Here is a 22571-nt window from a genome sequence, read left to right as displayed (position 1 = left end):
CGAACAGCCACGCAAGGTCTCTCGGCGCCGGACTAGCGTTGACATGGGCGTCAACGTTTAGCGTGGATTGCATGCGGATCGGCGAGTTGGCGGAGCGGGCCGGCACGAGCACTCGGGCCCTGCGCTACTACGAGCAGCACGGCCTCATCGCCGCGCGGCGCACCTCCAACGGCTACCGCGAGTACGACGAGTCCGACCTGCGGCTGGTACGCGAGATCCGGTCGCTGCTGGAGATCGGCTTCAACCTCGAGGACACGCGCCCCTTCGTGGAGTGCCTGCGCTCGGGCCGCGCCTCGGGCGCCGAGTGCCCGGGCTCGATCGAGGTGCTGGGCCGCAAGCTCGCCGACCTGGACGGGTGCATCGCGCGCCTGCAGGCGGTACGCAGCGTCGTCTCCCACGAGCTGGCGCAGGCCCAAACGCTGGAGGAGCCCGCATGACGACCGAGGTCACCGACGAGACGTTCGCCCACGAGGTACTGGCCAGCGACGTGCCGGTGCTCGTGGACTTCTGGGCCGAGTGGTGCCCGCCGTGCCACCGCATCGCGCCCATGCTGGACGAGCTGGCCGCGGAGTTCGAGGGCCGCGCGCGCGTGGTGAAGCTCAACGCCGACGACAACCCGCTGACCGCCCGCGCGTACGGCGTGCTGTCCATGCCGACCCTCACCGTCTTCCGCGGCGGCGAGGTCGTGTCCCAGCACGTGGGGGCGCGCCCGAAGGCCAAGCTGCGCGAGCAGATCGACTCGGCGCTGCGCTGAGTCGGGCGCCCGGCGCGTTCCGCAGCGGCCGAGATCGATCGCGCCGGCATGGACGTGGCCGTCAAAGGGCTGAGCGCGACGGTCGGCCCGTATCCGGTCCAGGACGTCGCTCGCGAGCTGCTTCGCCTGGCCCGGGCCGGCCTGGAGGCACACGGGGCACTCGCTTTGCTCGACCCGGTCGAAGAGGTGTGCGAAACGATGCAGACCTTCGCCGATCGCGCCCTCGACGCGTGGGATCGAGGCGAGCAGCACTACCTGCACGCGTTCACGTCCCGGGTTTGAACGTTCGCTGGTTCCCAAGCTCGCACGCTGGGAACCGATAAGTCGGGCGCTCCGCGCCGCGACTTATCGGACTTATGCCCGGCCAGGCGAAAAATGCGGATATGTCGAGCGCAGCGGGGCGCGCAGCGCCCGACATATCCGCATCACAACCACGAACGGCCGCCACGGGAAAGCCCGCGGCGGCCGTTTCCGGAAGTGCAGCAAAGAGAGTCAGGCCTGCTCGGGAGACTCCTCGCGCCGCGCGTCCGGCGCCGAGGCGCTGTCCGGCTGGGTCGGCAGCTGCTCCGGCACCTGGCGGACCTGGACCGGCGGCGCGGGCACCTTCGGGTACTCCCCCGTGTCCCCGCCGCCCGCCGCCGCGGCCATGACCGCCGCCGCGGCCAGGTCGGCCACGCGCTTCGCCTCGCGCTGGACGCGGGCGCGGACCTCCTTGGCGTGCCGCTCGGCCGAGTCCGCGGCCTGGCGGGCGTGCTCGAGGCGGGTCAGCTCGCTGGTGAGGCTCTGCTTGGTCTCGGCGAGGCGCTGCTGCAGCGTGTTGACCTCGCGGCCGAGCTCCGTCGACTCGCGGCGGCCCTCGGTCAGCTTCGTCTGCGTCGCCTCGTGCTCGGCCTGCAGCTGCGTGAGGGCCTTCTGGCGGGCCTGCACGTCCTGCTGTACCACCGCAAGCTGCTGCTGGTGCCGGGCGTTGTCCTCGTCGGAGCGCTTGCGCAGGTCGGCGGCGTACTTCTGGGCGTCCGCGTGCAGCGCCGCGTTCTTCTGGTCCGAGGCCTGCCGCTGCTGGGTCAGGTCGCGCTCGGTGTTCTGCCGCGCCTCGGTCAGCTCCCGCTCGACGGCGCCCTTGAGCTCCTCGATCTCGCGCTGCGCGGCCGCCTTCCACTGCGCCAGCTCCTGCTGGGCCTGGGCACGGCCGGCCTTGACCTCCTGGAGCACCTGCTGGCGCGCGGCCTCGGCCAGGGCGTCGGCCTCGGAGCGCGTCTTCTCCATGTGCTCGACGCTCTGCTCGTGGACCCGCTTGGCCTCGGCCTCGGAGCGCTCGCGCGCGGCCTCGCCCTCGGCGATGAGCTTCTCGGCCCGCTCCTGGGCCTCGGCGAGCGCCTTCTCGGCTTTGCCCTGGTGCTCGGCCGCCTTCTGCTCGGTGTTGTCGATGATCACGCCGGCCTGCTTCTCGGCGAGCGCGAGGATCTGGTCGACCATCGGGCCGAGGTGGCGGAAGGAGGCGCGGTCGACGCGGGCCGGCCGCTGGCGTACCTCGTTGAGCTCCGCCTGCAGCTGCTTGAGCTGCGCGGTCAGGTCCTGCACCTGGTTCGTCAGATCCTGGGCCTGGCCGGCGGCGCGCTTGCGATCGGTGGTGAGGCTGGCGATCTGCCGGTCGAGCTGGTTGAGGTACTGGTCGACCTGGCGCTTGTCGTACCCCCGAACCTGCTGGGTGAAGTTGGGCCGCGCCGCGGCGTCGTCACGCTGCGTCAGCAGATCCCCGCCATGGGTCATGAATGGATCCTCCATATGATCGGGAAGCTTCGACGCTGCCGCTCACGGACGGTGGCACACGGTCCGCCAGCACATCCAAAACGCTACCGAGCCCCTAGCGCAAGTCTTCGGTTTGCGAAGAGGGTGTTCGGGCAGGATACGCGCGCCGACCGTTTTATCCGGAATTTTCAGGACGTGTCGCGACCACAGTGGACAATCGGTCACCCGTACGGCCGACCCGCGTGACGGCCGACCCGGGAGCAGGCCCCGCCGAGCGGTGGATCGCGTGACCCCCAATTCGAGGCGCGTACGGCCTACGCTGTTCGCCATGGCCGACCTGCCCGAGCGGATGGACCCCCGGCAACTGCGCGCATCGGACGCCGACCGCGAGCGCATCGCGGAGGTGCTGCGCACCGCGGCCGCCGAGGGCCGTCTCGACCTGGACGAGGTCGACGAGCGGCTGCACGCGGTGTACGCGGCCCGCACGTACGCCGATCTGGAGCCCGTCGTCCGCGACCTTCCCACGGCCGGCTCGACGCCGATGCCGATGATGGACGGCGTTCCGCCCCGGCCCGGGGAGGTACCCAGCACCGGTACCGCCGTCGCCGTTTTCAGTGGCTTCACCCGCCGCGGCCCCTGGCTGGTGCCGAAGGTCTTCACGTCCTTCTCGCTCTGGGGCGGCGGCACCATCGACCTGCGCGAGGCCCGCATCCTGCACGGCGAGGTGAAGATCCGCGCGTTCGCCGTCATGGGCGGCGTCAACGTCATCGTGCCGGAGGACGCCGAGGTCCACGTGACCGGCGCCGGGTTCATGGGCGGCTTCGGGCAGGACGCGTCCGGCCCCGGCCGCCACGGCGCCCCGCGCATCACGGTGACCGGGTTCGCCTTCTGGGGCGGCGTCGGCGTCGAACGGAAGCGGCGCAAGAAACGCTCCCTCGAGGAGGGCCACGGCCCCGAGGCCTGAGCCCGGGGCTCCTACGCTGTGCGCCATGACGACGGTTGCGGTGCGAGGCGAGGCGGTACGCGAGGTCGACCCCGAACTCGCCGAGTTCACGGTGGTGGTGTCGGCGCGCGACCGGGACCGGGACACGACGCTCGCCCGGCTGCGTGAACGCGCCGACGGGCTGCGGCAGCTTCTGGAGCGCTTCGGCGAGGCGGTGGAAAAGCGGGAAACCGGAGCCCTGCACGTGTACCCCGAGAGCGGCGGCAAGCGCGGAGAGCGCGTCTCGGCGTACAACGGCAGCGTCTCCACCACGGTCCGGGTGCGCGACTTCGCGGCGCTCGGCGAGATTATGCTCGCCGTCGCCGGGCAGGAGCAGACCCAGGTCCGCGGGCCGGTCTGGTCGGTGCGGCCGGACAGCCCGGTGCATCGGGAGGCGCGGCGCGACGCGGTGCAGGACGCGATCGCCCGGGCCCGCGAGTACGCCGAGGCGCTCGGCGCCGAGGTCGTCGAGCTCGTCGAACTGGCCGACGCCGGCCTGGGACGCACCGAGGGGGTGCGACCGCTCGCGCAGGGCTACGGCAGCGGGTTCCTGAAGAGCAAGGCGAGCGGCGGCGGGTACGCCGACCTGGAGCTCGATCCCGAACGCCAGCGGGTGTCCGCCCAGGTCGAGGCCCGCTTCACGATCACCGCGCCGGTCCTATGAGAACGCCGGCTCCTGCTCGGCCTCGATCTGGGCGTTCCAGGCGCGCTTCGAGGCCTGCCAGCCGTCCTCGTCGTGGCCGAGCCGCCAGTACCCCGACACGGACATGCGCTCGCGGGGGAGGCCGCGCTCCACGCGAAGGTACCGCCGCAGCTCTTTGACGAATGTCGCCTCGCCGTGCACGAACGCGTGCACGGCGCCGTCGGGCCACGGCTGGGCCAGCACGGCCGGCACCAGCATCGAGCCGACCGGCCCCGCGCCGCGCACCAGCCACGTGACGCCGGGGATGTCCTGGCGGTCCGCCGGGTCGCCGACCTCGACGAGCGCCGTGCACGCCGCGTGGGCCGGCACCCGGGCCAGCGCGGCCGCGATCGCGGGCAGCGCGGTCTCGTCGCCGGCGAGCAGGTGCCAGGCGGCCTCCGGGTCGGGCGAGTAGGCCCCGCCCGGCCCGCCGAAGTGCAGCTCGTCGCCGGGGCGCGCGTGGACCGCCCACTGCGCGGCCAGCCCGGAGTCGCCGTGCAGCACGAAATCGAGCGTGAGTTCGCGGGTGGCGGGGTTCCAGGCGCGCACGGTGTACGTCCGCGTGACGGGCCAGAGTTCCCGCGGCATGCTCGCGCGGGCCTGGGCCGGGTCGAACGGCCGCGGGTAGTCGACGCCGGCCCGCGGGAACATGAGCTTGACGTAGTGGTCGGTGTGCTCGCCCGCGGCGAACCGGGCCAGCCCGTCACCCCCGAGCACGACCCGGTGCAGGTTCGGGGTCACGCGCTCGGCGCGCACGACCCGGCCGGTATGCGTGACGGGTGCGGGCCGCGCGGGCCCGGCGAGAACAGCGTCCACAATGATCAGCGTAGTCGCACCCGGCGCCGACCTGCTTGTCCCTGAAACGTCGGACAGCAGAAACCGGCGAATCCCCGGACGGGGTATAAGTCCGATAAGTCGCGGCGCGGAGCGCCCGACTTATCGGGCCCGCAGCGCGCAGCGCCCGACTTTGTCGAAGAGCCGAGTCGCGGCGCGGAGCGGCCGACCTATCGAGCCCGCAGCCCACAGCGGCCGACTTGCCGGTTCGCGGTAACCCGGACCCGGGCGGGCCGTTCACGAGGCCGGGCGCGCCGGGGGCGACGCAGCCGGAATGGGTCGGCTTCACGGGTCGAGCGCGCATGTCGAACGGCGGTGCCGGTGGCGCGGCAAGTCCTCTACCGTCCTGCGTGGTGCGAGAGCGCGGAGGTGGTGGGGCGTGAGGATCGTGGCCGTCGTCAACAACAAGGGCGGCGTGGGCAAGACGACCGTCACCGCCAACCTGGGTGCCGGGCTCGCCGCGCGCGGCCTGAAGGTGCTGATGGTCGACCTCGACCCGCAGGCGAGCCTCACGAAGTCGTTCTTCACCGTCGACGAGTCGCAGCTGTTCCTGTCCAAGCTGCAGACCATCGGGGCGTGGTTCCGGGCGCCGGACAAGGGGCGCGCTCAGGTGCTCGCCGAGCTCGTGTTCAGCCCGCCGCGGTGCAACGCGCTCATCGGCAAGCAGGGCGGCTGGCTCGACCTGGTGCCGTCGGACCCGCACATCATCAACTCCGAGAGTCTCATTCCCGGCGCGGTGGACGGCAGCGGCAACATCCGGGCCGCGAAGTTCGTGGGGCTGCACCGGCGGCTCGCCGAGGACCTGAGCGATCCGGCGTTCTCGAAGTATGACGTGGTGCTCATCGACTGCGCGCCCGCGTTCTCGCTCACCACGAAGATGGCCACGATCGCCGCCGACATGCTCCTGATGCCCGCCCGGCCCGACTTCCTGTCGACCGAGGCGATCCAGGTCATGGGGCAGCGGCTGCTGGACCTCACCAAGGCGTTCAACAAGCACCGCGAGGCCGCGCCGGCGGAGGCGCCCGCGATGCGGATGCCGCGCGTGGCGGTGCTCTTCACGATGGTGCAGTGGCACAGCGGCGGCCCGATCGACGTGCAGGCCCAGTTCATCAACGAGGTGCGGGCGCTGGGCGTGCCCGTGTTCGACACGCTCATCCGGGACCGCAGCAGCGCCTACGCGGCGGCGGGCCGGCACGGGGTGCCGACCGTCATGGCGGGTGGCGTACCGCCCGAGGTGCGCGCCAACGTGCAGGACTGCGTCGACGAGCTGCTCAAGATGTTCGAGAGGTTGTGACGTGACCCAATCCCCCAAGCTGGCCGCGCTCGCGCTAAACGAGATCGGCCGGCTCCTCGGCACCCTGACCGAGGAGCAGCTGGAAGCCCTGGCCGACGGCCGCGCCCACGTCGAGTTCCGCGACACCGCCGGCACCGCGGCCGTGCCGCCGTCCGCCCCCGCGCGCGGAAAGCCCGCGAAGCCGGCCGCCGACCTCGACGCGATAATCGCCGACATCAAGGCGCTCACCGAGGAGGACGCCGTCGAGCGGTACCTCATCGGCCGCGACAAGGACCTGTCCCTCCCGCTGATGCGCGAGCTCGCCGATCGCATCGGCCCGCCGGTCACGTCGAAGGGCGCCAAGTCGAAGGCCCAGCTGCGCAAGAACATCGCCGCGGGCACGGCCGGCCTGCTCAACCGCCCCGCGTCCGTCTTCTCCGGCAGCTGGGACCGTTAGGGTCTGTTTCACAACTGAGGCGGGGCTGCGGCGGGCCCAGATTCCGCCTCGCTCGCACCCCAGTTGTGAACAGACCCTAGTCGGTGCTACCGGCCGGCAGTGCGACCCGCTCGCCGGCCCACGGCTTCTCCGCCACGGCGGGCATGTGGGCGACCGACCGCATGGACGCCCGCTCCCGCTCGATGATCTCGGTCCACTCCTGCGCCGTGCCCGAGACGAGGAACGGCCCGATCGGTACCTCGATCGCGTCCTCGAGCACCTGCACGGGGACGGACTCGCCGTTGATCTCCACGTCGCCGTCGCGGCCCTCGGTGCAGGCGGCCTCGACCGCGGCCGCGAAGTCCTCCATCTCGGTCGTGCCCGTCCACTCCACGTCCGCACCGGAGGCGCGGAACAGCAGGCGGCCGGGGAGCCAGGCGCTGCCGTACAGCACCATCGTGAGCTTGTAGCCGTCGCTCGTCGCGGCCGGCCCGCTCGGCAGCGTCCGGTCGAGCCAGGCCGGGCGGAACGACGCGAGCAGCTCGGTCATCGCCTCGGCCAGCAGCCGGCGGCGCTGCACGAGGAACCGGGGAAACGCCGCGGCCGCGCGCAGGTCCTCGTCGAGCGGGATGAAGTGCGCCCGCAGCGTGGCCGCCTCCACGCTGGGGAAGTAGTCGGCCGGCGAGCGGTCGCTGATCTTCAGGTTGGCCTTGCGGGAGATGAAGGCGAGGTTGGCCAGGTCGTTGATCTCGCCCTTGTCGTAGCGGTCGAGCGTCGCGACCGGGTGGACGTGGTGGTACTGCAGCTGGAAGTCGTCGCTCTCCCCCGGCATGATCGAGGTCGCGTACCACCAGTCACGGGCGCCGTTGCGCTGGGCGACGAGCAGGCTCAGGAAGAAGTACGGGCTCTCCTTCGAGCGGCCGGCCAGTGACTCCGCGGTGATGGCGGGCACGGCCTGCAGCACGCCGAGGTTGCGCAGCAGCTCCCGGGCCGGGTCGGGCTTGCGCGCGGCCTGGATGTCCCGGGTCAGGTTGGTGTCCGACGAGGTCGAGTACCGGGCCCGGACGGTCGCGATCAGCAGCCAGTAGAGCAGCGCGTCGGCGGTCTGGGCCGCCATGGGTCCGTCGGGCCGCTCGCCGAGCAGCACGATCAGCGGGATCAGCGCCACGAGCGAGGGCAGCGGTCCGGACCGGGCGAGCCCGAGGTTCGCCTTCAGCAACGGCACCAGATGCCGCAGGCCGCGCTCCACCGTCCCCCAGGCCCGCGCGAGCTCGTCCTCGCCGACGCGGCTCAGGTCGTTCACCGACCACGACGACATGCCGCCGCCGAACAGCACGCCGGCGAAGGCGCGGGACAGGAACTCCACGTCGAGGTCGCCGTAGCCCGCCCGGCGCCAGTGCGCCGCCTCCTTCTGGAACTTGTCCAGCACGCCCGGCCACTTGGCCGAGAGGGTGGACATGGCCAGGTCGGCACGGCTGAGGTGGCGGCCGGCGCTGTTGACCCGGACGAAGATCTCGGAGACCTCCTGGTAGCCGCACTCGCGCAGCGTCTCCACGTGGAAGGTCCGCTCCCCCAGTGACCGGACCGCGCTCAGACGGTCCTCGATCTGCACCTCGTCGAGGGGACAGCCGGCGTCCTTCAACCGGCGGGTCATCGAAATGATCGACTCGCCGCGCTGCAGCAGCGTGTACACCTTGATCCACTGCGGGTCGGCCTGCGTTGCCGCGCTCTGGTTCTGGAAGCGCTCCTTCTCGACGTGGAAGACGATCTGGGCCTCGGGGTGGTCGTGGAAGACCCGGTGCAGCGAGGTCAGCCGCTGCTGCCCGTCGAGGAGGTACAGCGGCGGCTGGACGGGCTGCTCCCCGGCCCCCGTCACGGCCAGCGACCGCGTCACCGGGGCCTCGTCGGACTGCCAGAACAGCAGGGAGCCGAACGGGAAACCCTGGTAGAGCGAGTCGACGAGCTTGGCGACCTGCGTCGGGCGCCAGACGTAGCTGCGCTGCAGCTCCGGCAGCCGGATCTCGGTCCGCGTGATCTGCCGCATCAGCTCGCTGACATGCAACGTCGCCCGGTCGATATGCATGGGGCGATCCTTCCCGCGGCGGGGCGGCCACGGTACCGCCCGGTCGCGCGGGCCGGCAGGAATGGTCCGGCACGGATGTCGGGCCGAAAGACGTTGTATTCCGGGAGCTACGTTCGGGGTCCCTACCGGATGCGGGCCACCGCGCCGTGGCAGGCGACCTCCTCCGCCGACGGGCGCGGGCCCGCGACGTCGTCGGCGTGCCAGTACGCCACCGAGGTCATCCCCGGCTCGACCAGCTCGAAGCCCGACAGGAGCTCGGCGAACCGCGCGCCCGAGCGGGGCTGGAAGCGCCCGTCGGGGTTGTTGGCGGTGAGCGCGGCGATGGTCTCCTCGGGCAGGAACTCCCAGGTGGCGTGGGACGCGACGAGGTAGCTGCCCGGGGCCAGGGCGCCGGTGAGCCGGTCGACGATCGCCTGCGGGTGTTCGTCCTCGCGGACGAAGTGCAGGACGGCGACGAGCAGCAGGCCGACGGGCTGGCTCAGGTCCAGGGTCGCGGCCAGGTCCGGGTGCTCCAGGATCTTCTCCGGCTCGCGCAGGTCGGCGTCGATGTACGCGTTCGCGCCGCCGGGGGCGCTGGTCAGCAGGGCCCGAGCGTGGGTGAGCACGATCGGGTCGTTGTCGACGTACACGACGCGGCTGGCCGGGTCGACGGCCTGGGCGATCTCGTGCGTGTTGTTCGGCGCGGGGATGCCCGTGCCGACGTCGAGAAACTGGCGGATGCCCTGCTCGGCGAGGTACCGCACGGCCCGGCCCATGAACGCGCGGTTCTCCACCGCCATGAGCTTGACGCCGGGCATGGCGGCGGCGATCGCGTCGCCGGAGGCCCGGTCGGCGGCGAAGTGGTCCTTGCCGCCCAGCCAGTAGTTGTACCGCCGGGCCGGGTGCGCAACGGTCGTGTCGATGCGCGCGTGGCCCTGCTCCGTGATGTCCATCAGTGCACCATCGTAGCGAGCGATCGGCGCGGTTGGTCAACGCCGCCGATGGGTACGGTCGCGCCGTGAAGGTTGCGGTGGTGGCACACCGGAAGAAGACGCTGGGCGGCGGCCTGGACGAGCTGCGGCGCGTCCTGGACCGGGCGGGGGCCGGCAAGGTCGGCTGGCACGGGGTACCGAAGAGCAAGAAGGCCCCCAAGCAGGTCCGCAAGGCCCTGAAGGAGGGCGCGGACGTGCTCTTCGTCTGGGGCGGCGACGGCATGGTCCAGCGCTGCGTGGACACCGTGGCGGGCACCGGCGTCACCGTGGCCATCATCCCGGCCGGCACCGCGAACCTCTTCGCCTCGGCGCTGAAGATCCCCCGCGACATCGAGGCGGCCGTGGACGTCGGGCTGCACGGCGAGCGGCGGCGGTACGACCTCGGAAAGATCGACGGCGAGCACTTCGCGGTGATGGCCGGGGCCGGCTTCGACGCGTCGCTGATCGAGGACGCCGACCGCGGCCTCAAGCGCCGGGCCGGCCGCCTGGCCTACGTGCGCACCGCGCTGCGCCACGTGCGCGACGAGCCGGTGCACACGATCGTCCACCTCGACGACGAGCCCTGGTTCGAGGGGCCCTCGACCTGCCTGCTGATGGGCAACATCGGCACGATCTCGGGCGGCATCAAGGCCTTCGACGACGCGAGCCCGTTCGACGGCCGGCTCGAGGTGGGCGTGACCACCGCGCGCGGGGCGCTGCAGTGGGCCCGCACGATCGGCACCATGGCGACGGGCCGCACGGACCGCTCGCGGTTCGTCAAAATGGGCCATGCCCGGAAGGTGTACGCCGAGTTCGCCGAGCCGGTGCTGCTGGAGCTGGACGGCGGCGCGCGGAAGAGGGTCAAGCGCCTCGAGGCCGAGGCGGTGCCCTCCGCCGTCACGATCGCGGTACCCACACGAACGTGAACAGGCGCCGCCCGCCGGACCAGGGCCGCGGCGGGACGGCGAGCTCGTGCACCCCGACCCCGATCTCCAGGCCGTCCGGCGTGTCGAAGGCGAGCTCGCGGAACCCGGCCTCGGCGAACCACCGCCGGATGTCGACGGTCACGTCGGGCGCCCGGCGGTGCCGGGTCCAGACCACCCGCGCGCCGTCCGCGCACAGCTCCGGCAGGGCCGCGATCGTCCCGCGGATGTCCTCGTCCGTGACGTTGCCGAACACGCCGCAGGCGAGCACCACGTCGGCGGGGACGGCCCCCTCGTACGCCCCGCTGTGCCCAGCATCACCCTCGAGCACCTGCAGCGCCGTACCGGCGACGAGGCGGCGCGCGACGGCGGCGTTGGCGGGGTCGAGCTCGACGAGCCGCCCGGTCACATCCCCGCGCCGCGGGTGCCCGTCGAGCGCCCCGGCCACGTCGCGGCCCTGCCCCGCGCACATGCTGACCAGCCGCACGGCCCCCGGCGCCCGGCTCGTCACGGCGTCGGCGACGTGCCCGACGACGATCTCGAGCCGCACCGCGAGCGCCGATCCGGGCATGTCGTACGCGTCATGCCACTCCACCCAGTTCTTCATCTCAGCATCTTGGCCCGGCCGTGTCCGGACCGGCGAGTCCGGTAGCCTGCAAGCATGGTGCTGAGGACCCCCGATTCGGAGGCCGGCGCCGCCGGGCTCGCCGCGATCCTGGCCCGGCCGCACGAGGCGTCGCTGGCGTTCGACTTCGACGGCGTGCTCTCGCCGATCGTCGCCGACCCGGGCCTCTCCCGGCCGTATACGGGCGTCGTGGCCGCCCTCGGGCGCCTCGCCGAACTGGTCGGCTCGGTCTCGATCATCACCGGCCGGCCCGTCGCCGACGTGCTGCGCCTCGGCGATCTCGGCGAACTGGCGGCGCTCGAACACTTCTCGATCTTCGGGGTGTACGGCATGCAGCGCTGGGACTGGGCCACCCGCTCGGTCGTCTCGGAGCCGGTCCCGGCCGGGGTCGCCGCCGCGCGTGCGGAGCTGCCGGGCCTGCTCGACGCGGCCGGCTACGACGGGGTGTCGATCGAGGACAAGGCGATGTCGGTGGCGGTGCACACCCGCCGGGCGGCCGCGCCGCAGGAGGCGTTCGCGGCCCTGCGCGAGCCCCTGGCGGAGGTCGCCGCGCGGCACGGGCTGACCGTGGAGCCGGGCCGGATGGTGCTGGAGCTGCGCCCGCCCGGCATCGACAAGGGCCACGCGCTGGAGACGATCGTGACGGGCCACGGGGCGCGGGCGGTGGCGTACTTCGGCGACGACCTCGGCGACCTGGCCGCCTTCGACGCGGTCGAGCGGCTGCGCGAGGCGGGCGTCCCCGGCCTCAAGGTGTGCAGCGGCTCCGACGAGGTGCAGCGCCTGGCCGAGCGCGCCGACCTGATCCTCGACGGGCCGCCGGGCGTGCTCGAATTCGTAGAGGGCCTGAACGAGCGCCTCAAGTGAAGTGACGGCCTGAGCGAGCGCCTGAAGTAGGAAACCTCAGCGCGGCAGCTGCTGCAGGATGATCCGCGCCATCTCGGCGACGAGCGCCGTGTCTTCCGTGTGCGCGAACTCCATCGCCGCGTGGGATCCCCGTCCGCAGACCGCCGCGGTGTACCGGGGCGCGACGACGACCAGCGCGCACTCCTCCACCTCGGCCCCGCCCCGCTGTGCGAACCGCACCCCGGGCCCGACGGCGGCCGGGTGCAGCGGCGCGACCATCCCCACGAACGCGGCCCGCTCGGCGAGCCCGGTCAGCGACGGCAGCCACGACCGCGCCGTGAACGCGTCGGTGCACGTGGCCAGCACCACGGCCTCGTGCCCGGCCCGCCGCAGCACGTGCTCGAGATGGGCCCCGAAGAGCCCGGGCGTGGCCGAACGGGCCTTCCCCCGGGCGGCGGCCGCCTCGAAGGGCGTTCCGGCGGGGAGGTGTACCCCCGGCCGCGACGCCCGTAACGCCTGAGCCCCGCAGGCCTCGTGGGCCCCGATCGACTCACGCACGGCCAGCGTGGCGGGTCCGCCGAAGAGGAGCCCCTGCCCCCAGTGCGCGCCGAGCGCACGGGCGTTGGCGAGGTCGGCGGGGGTCTCGATGCCCTCGGCCACGATGAGCGCCCCGGTCCGCTCCGCGACCGCGTTCACCGCGGCCACCACCTCGACGGTCCGGGCCGCGTGCGGCGCGCGCAGGAGCTGCAGGTCGAGCTTGACGACCTCGGGCTCGAGCAGCGGCAGGAACGCGAGCGACATCGGGTCGGCCCCGACGTCGTCGAGCGCGAGGCAGTGCCCGTGGGCCTGGACGGCCGCGGCGAGCTGCAGGAGGGCGGCGGGGTGGGCGGAGAGCGCGCGCTCGGTGTACTCGAGCACCATCCGGAACGGCGCGTCGCTCATCAGCTCCCGCAGCCGCGGCGACAGCGGCTGGTCGACCACGGCCGGCTCGGCGTTGACGAACACGAGCGCGGGCGGCGCCTCGGCGGCGCGCACGGTCTCGAGCGCCCGCTCCGCGCAGAGCGTGTCGAGCTCGGCGAGCCGCCCGGCGGCCACGGCCGCGGCGAAGAGGTCCCGGGCCCGCCAGAGGCCGCTGCCGACGGGCCCGCGGGCGAGCGCCTCGACCCCGACCGGCCGCAGCCGCGCGAGCTCGACGATGGGCTGGAACAACGGCTCCACGGCCCGCTCGGCCAGCACCCGCTCGATGGTCCATCCGGACCGCCTGGTGTCGGTGTCGGCCGCGCCCCGCACCGCGCTCGGCAGGCCCGCCAGCTGCAGCACGGACGCGCGCGTGATGGCCGGCGTCTCCAGCATGCCCAGCGGGGTGACCTCCACGGTGTCGTCCTCGGGCCCGAGGCTCGGCACGGGGCCGACCCGGCCGCGCAGCACGTTGCGGGACGCGAGCGTGCGGCTCATCCGTGACCGGAACAAGGACTGTCGCAGCGGCTTGGGTGCCGGCATGGACACGGAGGGTGAGGTTCCGGTAGCGACGGGAGGAACGCTCGGCCGGTCTTGGGCCTGCATGCCAACCTCCCGGCTCGACACCGCCATGTGCCCCGCTCCCCCACCCACCCTAATCCCTTGCCTCCCAGCAAACCAGCCACGCAGGTCAGCCCCGGGGGCCATGTGATCGAGTCCGCAACCAGCCCGCGGTCACGCCGAGCCATCGAATGCCATCACGCCGCGGCGGCCGGGCCCGAAGCCGGGCCCGGCCGCCGTGCGGTTGGGGTGCTCGTCAGGCCGTTGCGGCGATCACCTCGACCGACTGGGTGTCGGCGTTGATGGCCGTGGTCGAGTACGAGCAGTCGCGGAGGCGCTTCTGCGAGTACAGAGACGTCTGGTCCGTGTAGTGCGACGACGTGTGGTCGCCGGACTCGCCGAAGGTCAGGATGCACTTGGCCGACGGGCCGCTGCTCGTGTAGGCCAGCGTGAGCAGGAAGCTCGTCCCGTAGTTGACCACGTATCCCTTGTTGGTCAGGTCGCTGCCCGGGACGAACGTTCCCGGGTCCATGAACGGCTCCAGCGACGAGCCCGGCGCCGGCTGGTACTGCGCCATGTTCGCGATCCCGACGTTCTCCGTGGAGCCCGGCACGGGGATCTTCTGGCCGTTCTTGATGGTGTACTGCACCTGCGACATCGGCACGTTGAGCGCCAGCCCGACCGCGCGCATCCGCTGCATGCCGCGGGCCAGTCCGGCCAGCAGCCCGTCGGGCGAGGCCGGCGCGCCGCGCGGGGTCCGGGTCGGGTCCGCGGGGTTGAACGGGACGCCGAAGAGCGGCCCGGCCTCGTCGAGGGCGCCCGGGTTGGCCGCCACGACGGCGCCGACGGTCTCGCGCCAGAGCACGGCGCCGCGGCTGGAGAGCTCGAACAGCTTGTCCCACCCGGCCAGCACGGCGCAGCCCGCGCTGACGTCGACCGCGGTGCCGTCCACGACCACGGGCGTGTGGCCGCGGGCCTGGCAGGCGGTCACGGCGTAGGCCGCCACCTGCGAGGCCGTGTAGGAGTCGCCGGACAGGATGGTGGTGCCGAGGCCGGCGAGGTCGAACTTGGCCTGGCTGTTGACGAGCTTGAAGTTCTGCCGCGTGCGGACGGTCAGCGGCGTGCCCTCCGGGCCCTGCAGCGGCGTGAAGCCGGTCAGGAACTGGTTGGCGCTCGGCACCCAGTGGCTGTCGTTGGAGTTCAGCACGTAGTCGCGGCGGGTCAGCTGGGGCTGCTGGGCGAAGGGCACGAGGCCCGGCGAGCGGGCGCCCGGCGCGACGACCCAGGAGTTGGCGCTGTTGCTGCCGTCGAGCAGGTTGAGCGGGTTGCCCGACCACTCGGCGATCGCGGCCGGCGAGAGGTTCGGCGTCGGCGAGGAGTCGGTGTAGAAGGCGTTGCCCGACGAGTCGGTGGCGATCGTGTTGACCCACGGGATGCCCTGGTTCTGGGCGATCGCGGTGCGCAGGCCCGACACGTCGGTCGCCCGGGCCATGCTCAGCCACGTGCGGATGAGCCGGTCGTTGTCGATGTTCGCGTCGCGGTAGGTGATCGCGGAGAACTCGTTCCAGCCCAGCGACGGGTCGATCGCGGAGAGGTCCAGCACCGGCCCGTAGCGCGTCGACCACATCGTGCGCGTCACGTTCTGCAGCGAGCCGTCGGCCTGCTTCACCTTGACGGTCACGGACTTGCCGGTCATCGACTCGGGGACGCCGTCCACGGTGTACGCCGTCGGCTGCCCCGGCACCAGGTTCACCGAGTAGAAGGTGTACCGCGCCCCGGCCGCGATCGTGTGCGTCCACGCGACCTTGTCGGTGAACCCGATCTGCACGCCCGGCAGGCCCCCGAGGCTCGCGCCGTACACGTTGACGTTGCCCGACACCGTCAGCTGCGACTCCCAGAAGCGCAGCTCGCCCTCCCACGGGAAGTGCGGGTTGCCGATGAGCATGCCCTTGCCGGTCTGCGACTTGTCCGCGCCCAGCGCCCAGCCGTTGCTGGACAGCGACTTGCTCTGCCCGGTCAGCTGGTCGACCCCGTCGCGCACCTGCTGCTTGGACACGGCGAGCGCGGCGGTCGACGGCGGCGTGGCCGCCGCGATCGGGAACAGCAGCGCGCCGCCGCTGGCGAGCAGGGCGATGTCGCGGTCGTACGCGAGCAGGTCCACGGCGGTGATGGGCTTGACCCACGGCTGCCCCGCGCACCAGCCGGGCACATGGGCGGCGCCCTTGCTGGCCAGGAAGGCGTTGTACCCGCGCACGTACCCGTTGACCATGTCGCGCTCGTCGGCGGTGAGCGTGGCCACCTGGGCCTGGGCCCGCTCGACGACGCCGAGCGAGGCGTAGGCGAAGTCGGTGGCGAGGTTGGCGTCGCCCTCGCCCGGGCCGAAGTAGCGGGAGCGCTCGCTGCGCACCTTGACGACCTGGTCGGCGAGGTCGCAGAAGCGGTCCTCGGCGTAGGCCCACGCCTGCCCGAAGGCGACGGAGCCGAGGTTGGCGGCGGTGATGTGCGGCACCCCGTAGGAGGTGCGCTTGATGACGGCGGCATACCCGCCGGCGGCGACCGCATCGGCGGCCGCGGCGGCCGGCCCGGCCGAGGCGAGGACGACGGCTGGGGATAACAGAGCCGCGGCGGCGAGCGCGATGACGACCCGGCGGGTTCCGGACACATTTCCTCCGTGGAGACGGCGGGAAAGATCACAGGGAAACTGAGCGCATCATCCACAGTACGCAGCGTCATCACTGGTTTCAATGGCCACACCAGTCACACAACGGATCTCGGGCGCATCGAACCCGTTGAATCTTGATGCATAGACAGTGGTGTATGCTCCGGTACCGCCGAGGTACACCTGGTCGCCGGCGCGCAGATCCGCGGACAGCTCGACGTCGAACATGATCGTGTCCTGGCTGTCGCACGTCGGCCCTGTGAGGTGGAACCGGTCCCGCCGCGCGCTGCCCCGCGAGTCGGAGACGGGAAACCGCAGCTGGTTGCCGGTTTCAAGGCTCTCCATGAGCCCGTTGAACGCGCCGACGTCGAGGTGGGCCCAGCGCCGGCCGCCCCGGGTCGCGGTGCCGATCACCGTCGTGCGCAGCCGCCCGGCCTCCGCCACGAGCGCCCGCCCGGGCTCGCAGACGGCCGCCACGGGATACGGCAGCTCGGCCAGGCCGGCGCCGATCGTCGCGCCGTAGTCGCCCAGCGGTGGCGTCTTTCCGGTGTATCGAGCGGGAAATCCGCCGCCGAGGTTCACCATTTGCAAGAAGACATCTTCGGCAGCCAATTTGTACATCACGTACCCCACGGCCCGCAGCGGCGCCCGCCACGCGTGCGGCAGCAGCATCTGGGAGCCGACGTGGAAGGCCGCCCCGTACGGGCGCAGCCCGCGCTCGCGCGCGGCGAGCATGAGGGACACGGCCTGGTCGACGTCGACGCCGAACTTGCCCTCGCTCGGCACGCCGCTGCGGATCTGGTGCGCGGCCAGGCGCACCACGACGGCGGCCCCGGGCGCGGCGACCGCGAGCTTGTCCAGCTCGTCCTCGGAGTCGAAGGCGAAGCGCCAGACGCCGGCCGCGTGCTGGCGGGCGACGTGCGCCAGCGGCTTGACCGGGTTGCTGGACAGCACCAGCCCGGGGTCGGCGCCGATGCCGACGAGCGCGTCGAGCTCGGTCGCGGAGGCGATCTCGAAGCGGCTCCCGAGGGCGTGCAGCAGCGCCAGGATCTCCGGGTGGGGATTGCACTTCATCGCATAGTGCACGGCCACGCCCGGCAGCGCGGCGGCGAGCCCGCGGTAGGCGGAGGCCACCCGGTCGAGGTCGATCACGAGTTCAGGGGCGGGCGGGAAGGCGTCGAGGCGGTCCATGGACCCTCCCGGATCGCAGATGGCGACGGATTGAGAGCACCATATTGCACAACGTGACTCTTGGACTACTCTCAATACACCATCGATCGAAAAATGTTGATCGAAATCCAGGTAACGGGGCCAACGACGTGCCCAGCCGACGGCGATCGGAGAAGCTCGACATGAACGTCAAGATTGTCGATCTGGTGCAGGGCGAGCTGCGAGAAGAGGCCTGGAAACTCTACTCGGAGGCATTCGCCGAGCTCAACGCGCTGGCCGTCCAGCGCCACCTGATGTACCGCCACGAGTTCGACGACGTGATGGACGACCCGAGGGTCGACAAGTACCTGTGTCTCGACGACGACGACACGGTGCGGGGAATGTCGATCTACACCAACCACCTCGACGCGGTCCCGCTCATCTCGCCGCCTTACTTCGAGCACCGCTGGCCGGAGCACTACCGCGAGCAGCGGATCTGGTACTGCGGCTACGTGGCCACCCAGGGCGATGCCCGGGCGGCCACGGCCTTCGGCGAACTGGTCACCGCGATGTACCTGACCGCAGCGGCGCAGAACGGTCTCATCGCACTCGACTTCTGTCAGCGCACCGACGAGGTTCGTCACATGTCCCGCGTCGTGCGCCTGATGCTCCACCGCCTTTCCGGCGACGTGAAGGCCCAGAAGATGGACGAACAGCAGTACTGGCTCTACGAGTTCCCCTCGGCCGCCTGAACTACAGCAGCGGTTCCCTCCACATCGGCCACACGGGCGGCCCGTCCGGCAGCAGGACCGGCGGACGGCCTTCGTAGCCGTGCCGCAGGTACAACTCACGGTTTCTGGGATCGTTGGCCTCCAGGTATGCGGGGAGGCCGGCGCGGTCCAGCCGGGCGTGGTGCCGGGCCAGCAGCGCGCTGCCGATGCCGAGGTTCTGCCGGTCGGGCCGCACCGCGATGAACGCCAGGTAGTGGTGCGGCCCGATCGGGTGCTCGGCCTCGAGGGCCGCGTCGAGCTCGCAGATGCGGTCGAACGCCGGGCCCGTGACCTCCTTGAGCCGGCTGTCGTAGTCGACCGGCGGCGGGATCGCACGGGTCAGCGGGAACCACAGCGCGACCCCCGACAGCTTGCCGTCGATCGGGTCGACGCTGGCGTACACCTCGCCGTGGCGCAGTGCGTGCTCGGCGAAGATCGCGAAGTACTCGGGGCTGGACTCGCGCCGCAGGGAGTCATCGGGCATCAGCCAGCGCGCGACCGCGCCGTCGCTCATCGCCGCGACGAGCACCTCGGTGACCTCGTCGGGGCTCACCGGGTCGATGTCGCGGACGACCACGTCCTGAATGGCGTGCGTCATGTGCAGCATCCCTTCCAAGTAGCCACAGTGGACAGTGGTCAGGCCGCGTGATGCGCGACATCGGCGGTGACCCGGTGCGGCCTCGTGGGCCGACCGAAGACGCTTTCCGCCGCCACGAAACCCTCGGTGCCACGGCCGATCCCGGCGTAGGCGTCCGGCCGCGAGCCGCGCATGATCGCGGCCCAGCCGAGGCCGAAGAGGGCGCAGAGTGCGTAGATGGTGGAGAACAGCCAGTTGAACGGCGAGTCGTCGGACACCTGCAGCAGATCGCCCAGGCCGATCACGGTGGCCAGCAGCACGAAGGTCAGCAGCAGGAACGCGAGCAGCGGCGCGAGGCGGGCCCGCCAGACGTTCTCCCGGCGCCGGTCGCGCACGAAGAAGCCGACCACCGCGGCCGACGTGGCCCACATGAGGATCAGCACGCCGAGGCCGCCGGCGACGGTCATCCACGCGAACAGGTGCACGAGCGGATCGGTGTGCGTCACGAAGTACACGATGAGGACGCCCAGCGCGAGGACGCTCTGGGTGAGCGAGCCGGCGATCGGGGCGCCGGTGCGGGGGTGCGCGGACCCGTAGATCCGCGGGAGCACGCGCTCGCGGCCGAGGGCGAACTGGTAGCGGGTCACAGAGGTGTGGAAGGCCAGCATCGCCGCGAACACGCTGGTGAGGAACAGGATGTAGCCGGCGTTGACCAACGCCTCCGGCACGTACGGCGCCACCAGGTTGAACACCAGGTTCGTGGTGTCCTGCCGCGCGGCGCCCACGATGTCGCCGGCGTTTGTCGACATCGCGAACGCGGAGACGCCGCAGAGCACGCCGGGAAGGAACACGGCCCAGTGGGTGGCCCGCCCGATGGTCTTCTTCGGGTCCTTGGCCTCCTCGGAGAGCACGACGGTGGCCTCGAAGCCGACGAAGCCCGCGATCGCGAGCACCAGCATCGCCACCACCTCGGGGGTCGCCAGCTGCTGGGGGTTGAGCGGGCCGAAGTCGACCTTGCCGCCGTGCGGATGGGCCAGCATCACGAAGTCGTAGATGAGCACGATCGCGATCTCGACGGTGAGCAGCACCGCGAGCACCTTGCCGCTGAGGTCGACCCAGAGCACGCCCAGGATCGCCACGAGGAACCAGCCCACCAGCGAGCAGACGAACCAGCTCGCCTGCACCCCGCTGGCCGCGAGGATGCTGGAGGCGACGACGCCGAACAGGCCCAGCAGGCCGATCTGCATGGCGGCGTACGCGGGCAGGGCGATGAACGCCGCCGCGACCCCGATCATGCGGCCCAGCCCGTGGCTGATGTAGCTGTAGAAGGCCCCGGAGTTGACGATGTGCCGGCTCATGGCCACGAAGCCGACGGTGAACAGGGACAGGATGAGGGCGGCCACGAAGTACACCAGGGGGACGGCGGTGTTGCCGACGACGGCGTAGATCGTCGAGATCGAGCCGAGGATCACCGTCAGCGGTGCGGCGCCGGCGACGCCGAAGAACACCACCGACGGCACGCCGAGCCGGTTGTTGGCCAGCCCGCGCGCGACGATGTCGGGCCCGGTCAGGGTCGTACGCGCCATAGTCTTCGTCTCTCCTTGAGCCGGCTGGCTGACGTCACCGGCGGCCGGCAGCGAGGGCTGAGCCCACCGCGGCCTCGGTGTACTGCACGAGCTGGACGAGGTCGTCCGGGAGCGAACTGAGGATCCCCGGCATCGCCTGCATGCAGTCGCGCTGCTGCTGGGGGCTGAAGAACACGTACCGCGTGAGACCGGTCGCCACGACCAATGCCACGAGTACGCGGTCGGAGAGGTTCATCGACCGGCGCCGGCCCAGTGCCTCGGCGAGGCGGATGGACTCCCACGCCGCGGCGTTGCGCTGGTCAGGGCTGACCGGCATGTAGAGGGTCTGGGCGCCGAGCAGCTTCCGCTTGGTCACCGGCTCGACCACGCCCGCCCGCAGCAACCGTTCACCGACCTGGTCGGCGGCGTCCTGGGAGAGGTACGCCAGCCAGGTGCGGATCTCCTTGTGCTGCGGCTGGGCGACGAGCAGGTCGAGCAGCGTATGGCAGAGCGAGTCACCCGGCGGTTCGTGGCTGACGACGTACAGGTCGCCGGTCATCGCGCGCAGCCGGCCGAAGAGCATGAGCTCGCCGAGCAGCCCCGCCGCGAGGCCGAGGCCGGTCGCCCTTGGGTGCAGCCGGGAACGGCCGGTCCGATCGTCGTGGGCAATGAGGTAGTAGCTGTTGGCAAGCACGGCAAATCACGCTCCTCGGCACTAGGCAAAAGGAGATCATGAATGAATAGAGGTTCATCCTCGACGTCCCCAGCATCATGTACCAAGCACTGCGCGTAGTGCAACGAGTACTAGACTCGGAGTATGGACGAACGCAAAATTGCATAGGATCACCAGCGTGAAAACGGACACCACCAGAACACCCGAGGAGGTACCGGTGGCCGCCGACGAGGGGCCCACGCTGCGCCGCCGTCGCCTGGCCGCCGAGCTGAAGAAGTGCCGGGAGGAGGCGGGCTTCACCCAGGAGGCGGTGTCCCGGCAGTTCGAGTGGCACTCGGCCAAGGTCACCCGCATCGAGAACGCGCGGGTGCCGGTGACCCCGCGGGACGTCAACGACCTGCTGACGCTGTACGGCGTGGCCGACAGCGCCTACCGCGACGCCCTCATGACCCTGGCCCGGCTGGCCCGCCAGCGGGGCTGGTGGACCGACTACAAGGACGTCATGCGCCCGGGGAACTTCGTGGGCATGGAGGCCGATGCCTCGTCCGCGAAGGTCTGGGAGCCTATCGTGCTGCCCGGGCTGCTGCAGAGCGAGCAGTACATGCGCGCGCTCATCGGCACCGGCCGCAGCCATGATCCGCAGGCCGCCAACGACCGCCGCGTAGAGCTGCGAAAGACCAGGCAGCGGCGGCTTTCGGGCCCCTCGCCGCTGACCCTGTGGGCGATCGTGGACGAGGCCGTGGTGCGCCGGATGATCGGCGGCCCGGAGGTCATGGCCGCGCAGTGGCGCCGCCTCATCGAGGCCAACGCGCTGCCCAATGTCACCCTGCAGGTGCTGCCGTACGCGGCGGGCGAACATGCGTTCCTCGGCGGTTCGGTCGCACTGCTGGAGTTCCCTGACGTCGCCCACCTGGATGTCGTGTACCTCGAAGGGCTTGCCGGGGACTACTACGAGGAGCAGCCTGCAGAGGTCAAGCGTTATCGGGTCGAGTTCGAGCGCCTCAGCACCAGAGCACTCACGCCGGAGGAGTCGACCGGCATGATCCAAGGCCTGCTCGACGACCTCTGACGGCGGAGGAGTCCGCCCGGAAAGGAGGTGTGCGATGCATGGCTATGAATTTTCAAGATGCCAAATGGCGCAAAAGCAGCCGTAGCAACGGCAACGGCGGCGCCAATTGCGTGGAGGTCGCGGTCGCCGGCCGAGAAATCGGCGTTCGGGACAGCAAGAATCCCACGGGGCCCGTTTTGCAATTTACGCCCGTGGATTGGGAGTCGTTCGTGGACGGCACGAAGCTTGGTCGCTTCGATTCCGCCCACTAACGACGTGCTGAATCAGTGCCGGTGCTGTGAACACCGTCACTGAGTTGTGCAAGGGCACGTCGCCGTGCCCTCTTCGAACCGAGAACGCCTGACGGCGCGTTGCGGGGGGCCGATGCGTAATGCATCGGTCCTCAGCAATCGATGCATCGATGCTATTGCTCATCTCGGCGGATGCCCAGCACGCCGTTTCGCAGCATCTGCGATTT

At 71.4% G+C, this 22571-nt stretch carries 23 protein-coding genes; 12 read left to right on the top strand and 11 right to left on the bottom strand.

What is annotated here, in order from left to right; all coding sequences use genetic code 11:
• The first annotated feature begins 71 nt into the window (after nucleotides 1-71).
• Genes AB0B76_RS12500 through AB0B76_RS12490 form a run of 3 tightly spaced genes read left to right on the top strand, consistent with a single transcriptional unit; the run spans nucleotide 72 to nucleotide 1036 of the window.
• Entirely contained in the window at nucleotides 72-437 is a 366-nt protein-coding gene (locus AB0B76_RS12500) for a MerR family transcriptional regulator (protein ID WP_360373835.1), read from the top strand.
• Nucleotides 434-754, top strand: coding sequence for a thioredoxin (gene trxA, locus AB0B76_RS12495; protein ID WP_360373832.1), 321 nt, complete (start codon nucleotides 434-436; stop codon nucleotides 752-754). Before AB0B76_RS12500 ends, trxA begins: the two co-directional genes overlap by 4 nt.
• 48 nt (nucleotides 755-802) lie before the next feature.
• The gene (locus AB0B76_RS12490; protein WP_360373830.1) at nucleotides 803-1036 is read left to right on the top strand and encodes a hypothetical protein; all 234 of its coding nucleotides are present in this window, start codon (nucleotides 803-805) and stop codon (nucleotides 1034-1036) included.
• Between the two features lie 210 nt (nucleotides 1037-1246).
• Here the strand turns inward: AB0B76_RS12490 and AB0B76_RS12485 are convergent, their stop codons facing one another.
• On the bottom strand, nucleotides 1247-2524 hold the full coding sequence (locus tag AB0B76_RS12485; protein ID WP_360373827.1) for a hypothetical protein: 1278 nt from the start codon (nucleotides 2522-2524) through the stop codon (nucleotides 1247-1249).
• 307 nt (nucleotides 2525-2831) lie between these two features.
• Between AB0B76_RS12485 and AB0B76_RS12480 the strand changes: the two genes are divergently transcribed.
• Together AB0B76_RS12480 and AB0B76_RS12475 are read left to right on the top strand one after the other, a co-directional pair.
• Nucleotides 2832-3467: a DUF1707 domain-containing protein gene (locus AB0B76_RS12480; RefSeq protein WP_360373824.1), complete on the top strand. Its 636-nt coding sequence runs from the start codon at nucleotides 2832-2834 to the stop codon at nucleotides 3465-3467.
• Between the two features lie 25 nt (nucleotides 3468-3492).
• The gene (locus AB0B76_RS12475; protein ID WP_360373821.1) at nucleotides 3493-4149 is read left to right on the top strand and encodes an SIMPL domain-containing protein; all 657 of its coding nucleotides are present in this window, start codon (nucleotides 3493-3495) and stop codon (nucleotides 4147-4149) included.
• Here AB0B76_RS12475 and AB0B76_RS12470 read toward each other — a convergent pair.
• Nucleotides 4144-4983, bottom strand: coding sequence for a siderophore-interacting protein (locus AB0B76_RS12470; protein WP_360373818.1), 840 nt, complete (start codon nucleotides 4981-4983; stop codon nucleotides 4144-4146). The two genes, AB0B76_RS12475 and AB0B76_RS12470, sit on opposite strands and share 6 nt — an antisense overlap.
• Before the next feature lie 397 nt (nucleotides 4984-5380).
• Between AB0B76_RS12470 and AB0B76_RS12465 the strand changes: the two genes are divergently transcribed.
• Together AB0B76_RS12465 and AB0B76_RS12460 are read left to right on the top strand one after the other, a co-directional pair.
• Nucleotides 5381-6295 carry a ParA family protein gene (locus tag AB0B76_RS12465; protein WP_360373815.1) on the top strand — a complete coding sequence of 305 codons (915 nt, stop codon included), beginning with the start codon at nucleotides 5381-5383 and terminating at the stop codon, nucleotides 6293-6295.
• 1 nt (nucleotide 6296) lies between these two features.
• Entirely contained in the window at nucleotides 6297-6731 is a 435-nt protein-coding gene (locus AB0B76_RS12460; protein WP_360373812.1) for a hypothetical protein, read from the top strand.
• A gap of 76 nt (nucleotides 6732-6807) precedes the next feature.
• Here the strand turns inward: AB0B76_RS12460 and AB0B76_RS12455 are convergent, their stop codons facing one another.
• Nucleotides 6808-8793: a DUF262 domain-containing protein gene (locus AB0B76_RS12455; protein WP_360373809.1), complete on the bottom strand. Its 1986-nt coding sequence runs from the start codon at nucleotides 8791-8793 to the stop codon at nucleotides 6808-6810.
• 122 nt (nucleotides 8794-8915) lie between these two features.
• The gene (locus AB0B76_RS12450; RefSeq protein ID WP_360373806.1) at nucleotides 8916-9725 is read right to left on the bottom strand and encodes an SAM-dependent methyltransferase; all 810 of its coding nucleotides are present in this window, start codon (nucleotides 9723-9725) and stop codon (nucleotides 8916-8918) included.
• A gap of 65 nt (nucleotides 9726-9790) precedes the next feature.
• Between AB0B76_RS12450 and AB0B76_RS12445 the strand changes: the two genes are divergently transcribed.
• Nucleotides 9791-10669, top strand: coding sequence for a diacylglycerol kinase family protein (locus tag AB0B76_RS12445; protein WP_360373803.1), 879 nt, complete (start codon nucleotides 9791-9793; stop codon nucleotides 10667-10669).
• On the opposite strand, the gene AB0B76_RS12440 is transcribed toward AB0B76_RS12445, so the two are convergent.
• The gene (locus tag AB0B76_RS12440; protein WP_360373800.1) at nucleotides 10641-11273 is read right to left on the bottom strand and encodes an SAM-dependent methyltransferase; all 633 of its coding nucleotides are present in this window, start codon (nucleotides 11271-11273) and stop codon (nucleotides 10641-10643) included. The two genes, AB0B76_RS12445 and AB0B76_RS12440, sit on opposite strands and share 29 nt — an antisense overlap.
• Nucleotides 11274-11327: 54 nt before the next feature.
• On the opposite strand from AB0B76_RS12440, the gene otsB reads away from it, so the two are divergent.
• Entirely contained in the window at nucleotides 11328-12155 is an 828-nt protein-coding gene (gene otsB, locus AB0B76_RS12435) for a trehalose-phosphatase (RefSeq protein WP_360373797.1), read from the top strand.
• A gap of 36 nt (nucleotides 12156-12191) precedes the next feature.
• Here the strand turns inward: otsB and AB0B76_RS12430 are convergent, their stop codons facing one another.
• The 3 genes from AB0B76_RS12430 to AB0B76_RS12420 all read right to left on the bottom strand — a co-directional run bounded on the left by AB0B76_RS12430 (nucleotide 12192) and on the right by AB0B76_RS12420 (nucleotide 17502).
• Complete coding sequence (locus AB0B76_RS12430) at nucleotides 12192-13589, bottom strand: EAL domain-containing protein (protein WP_360373794.1); 1398 nt, start codon at nucleotides 13587-13589, stop codon at nucleotides 12192-12194.
• A gap of 319 nt (nucleotides 13590-13908) precedes the next feature.
• Complete coding sequence (locus AB0B76_RS12425) at nucleotides 13909-16314, bottom strand: penicillin acylase family protein (RefSeq protein WP_360373791.1); 2406 nt, start codon at nucleotides 16312-16314, stop codon at nucleotides 13909-13911.
• A 48-nt stretch (nucleotides 16315-16362) separates the two neighbouring features.
• Nucleotides 16363-17502, bottom strand: a complete 1140-nt coding sequence (locus AB0B76_RS12420; RefSeq protein WP_360373788.1) for a type III PLP-dependent enzyme — start codon at nucleotides 17500-17502, stop codon at nucleotides 16363-16365.
• A gap of 161 nt (nucleotides 17503-17663) precedes the next feature.
• Between AB0B76_RS12420 and AB0B76_RS12415 the strand changes: the two genes are divergently transcribed.
• Nucleotides 17664-18212, top strand: a complete 549-nt coding sequence (locus AB0B76_RS12415) for a hypothetical protein (RefSeq protein WP_360373785.1) — start codon at nucleotides 17664-17666, stop codon at nucleotides 18210-18212.
• 1 nt (nucleotide 18213) lies between these two features.
• Here the strand turns inward: AB0B76_RS12415 and AB0B76_RS12410 are convergent, their stop codons facing one another.
• The 3 genes from AB0B76_RS12410 to AB0B76_RS12400 are packed head-to-tail and all read right to left on the bottom strand — an operon-like array spanning nucleotide 18214 to nucleotide 21066.
• Complete coding sequence (locus AB0B76_RS12410; RefSeq protein WP_360373782.1) at nucleotides 18214-18828, bottom strand: GNAT family N-acetyltransferase; 615 nt, start codon at nucleotides 18826-18828, stop codon at nucleotides 18214-18216.
• A 38-nt stretch (nucleotides 18829-18866) separates the two neighbouring features.
• Complete coding sequence (locus AB0B76_RS12405) at nucleotides 18867-20393, bottom strand: APC family permease (protein ID WP_360373779.1); 1527 nt, start codon at nucleotides 20391-20393, stop codon at nucleotides 18867-18869.
• A 34-nt stretch (nucleotides 20394-20427) separates the two neighbouring features.
• Nucleotides 20428-21066 carry a GPP34 family phosphoprotein gene (locus tag AB0B76_RS12400; protein ID WP_360373776.1) on the bottom strand — a complete coding sequence of 213 codons (639 nt, stop codon included), beginning with the start codon at nucleotides 21064-21066 and terminating at the stop codon, nucleotides 20428-20430.
• A 157-nt stretch (nucleotides 21067-21223) separates the two neighbouring features.
• On the opposite strand from AB0B76_RS12400, the gene AB0B76_RS12395 reads away from it, so the two are divergent.
• Both AB0B76_RS12395 and AB0B76_RS12390 read left to right on the top strand, forming a co-directional pair.
• Nucleotides 21224-22114, top strand: coding sequence for a helix-turn-helix transcriptional regulator (locus tag AB0B76_RS12395; protein WP_360373773.1), 891 nt, complete (start codon nucleotides 21224-21226; stop codon nucleotides 22112-22114).
• A gap of 44 nt (nucleotides 22115-22158) precedes the next feature.
• Nucleotides 22159-22365 carry a DUF397 domain-containing protein gene (locus tag AB0B76_RS12390; protein ID WP_360374331.1) on the top strand — a complete coding sequence of 69 codons (207 nt, stop codon included), beginning with the start codon at nucleotides 22159-22161 and terminating at the stop codon, nucleotides 22363-22365.
• Nucleotides 22366-22571 lie beyond the last annotated feature (206 nt).

It is taken from the genome of Dactylosporangium sp. NPDC049140 (genome assembly GCF_040648435.1).
This window is presented reverse-complemented; position numbering and strand designations above follow the sequence as displayed.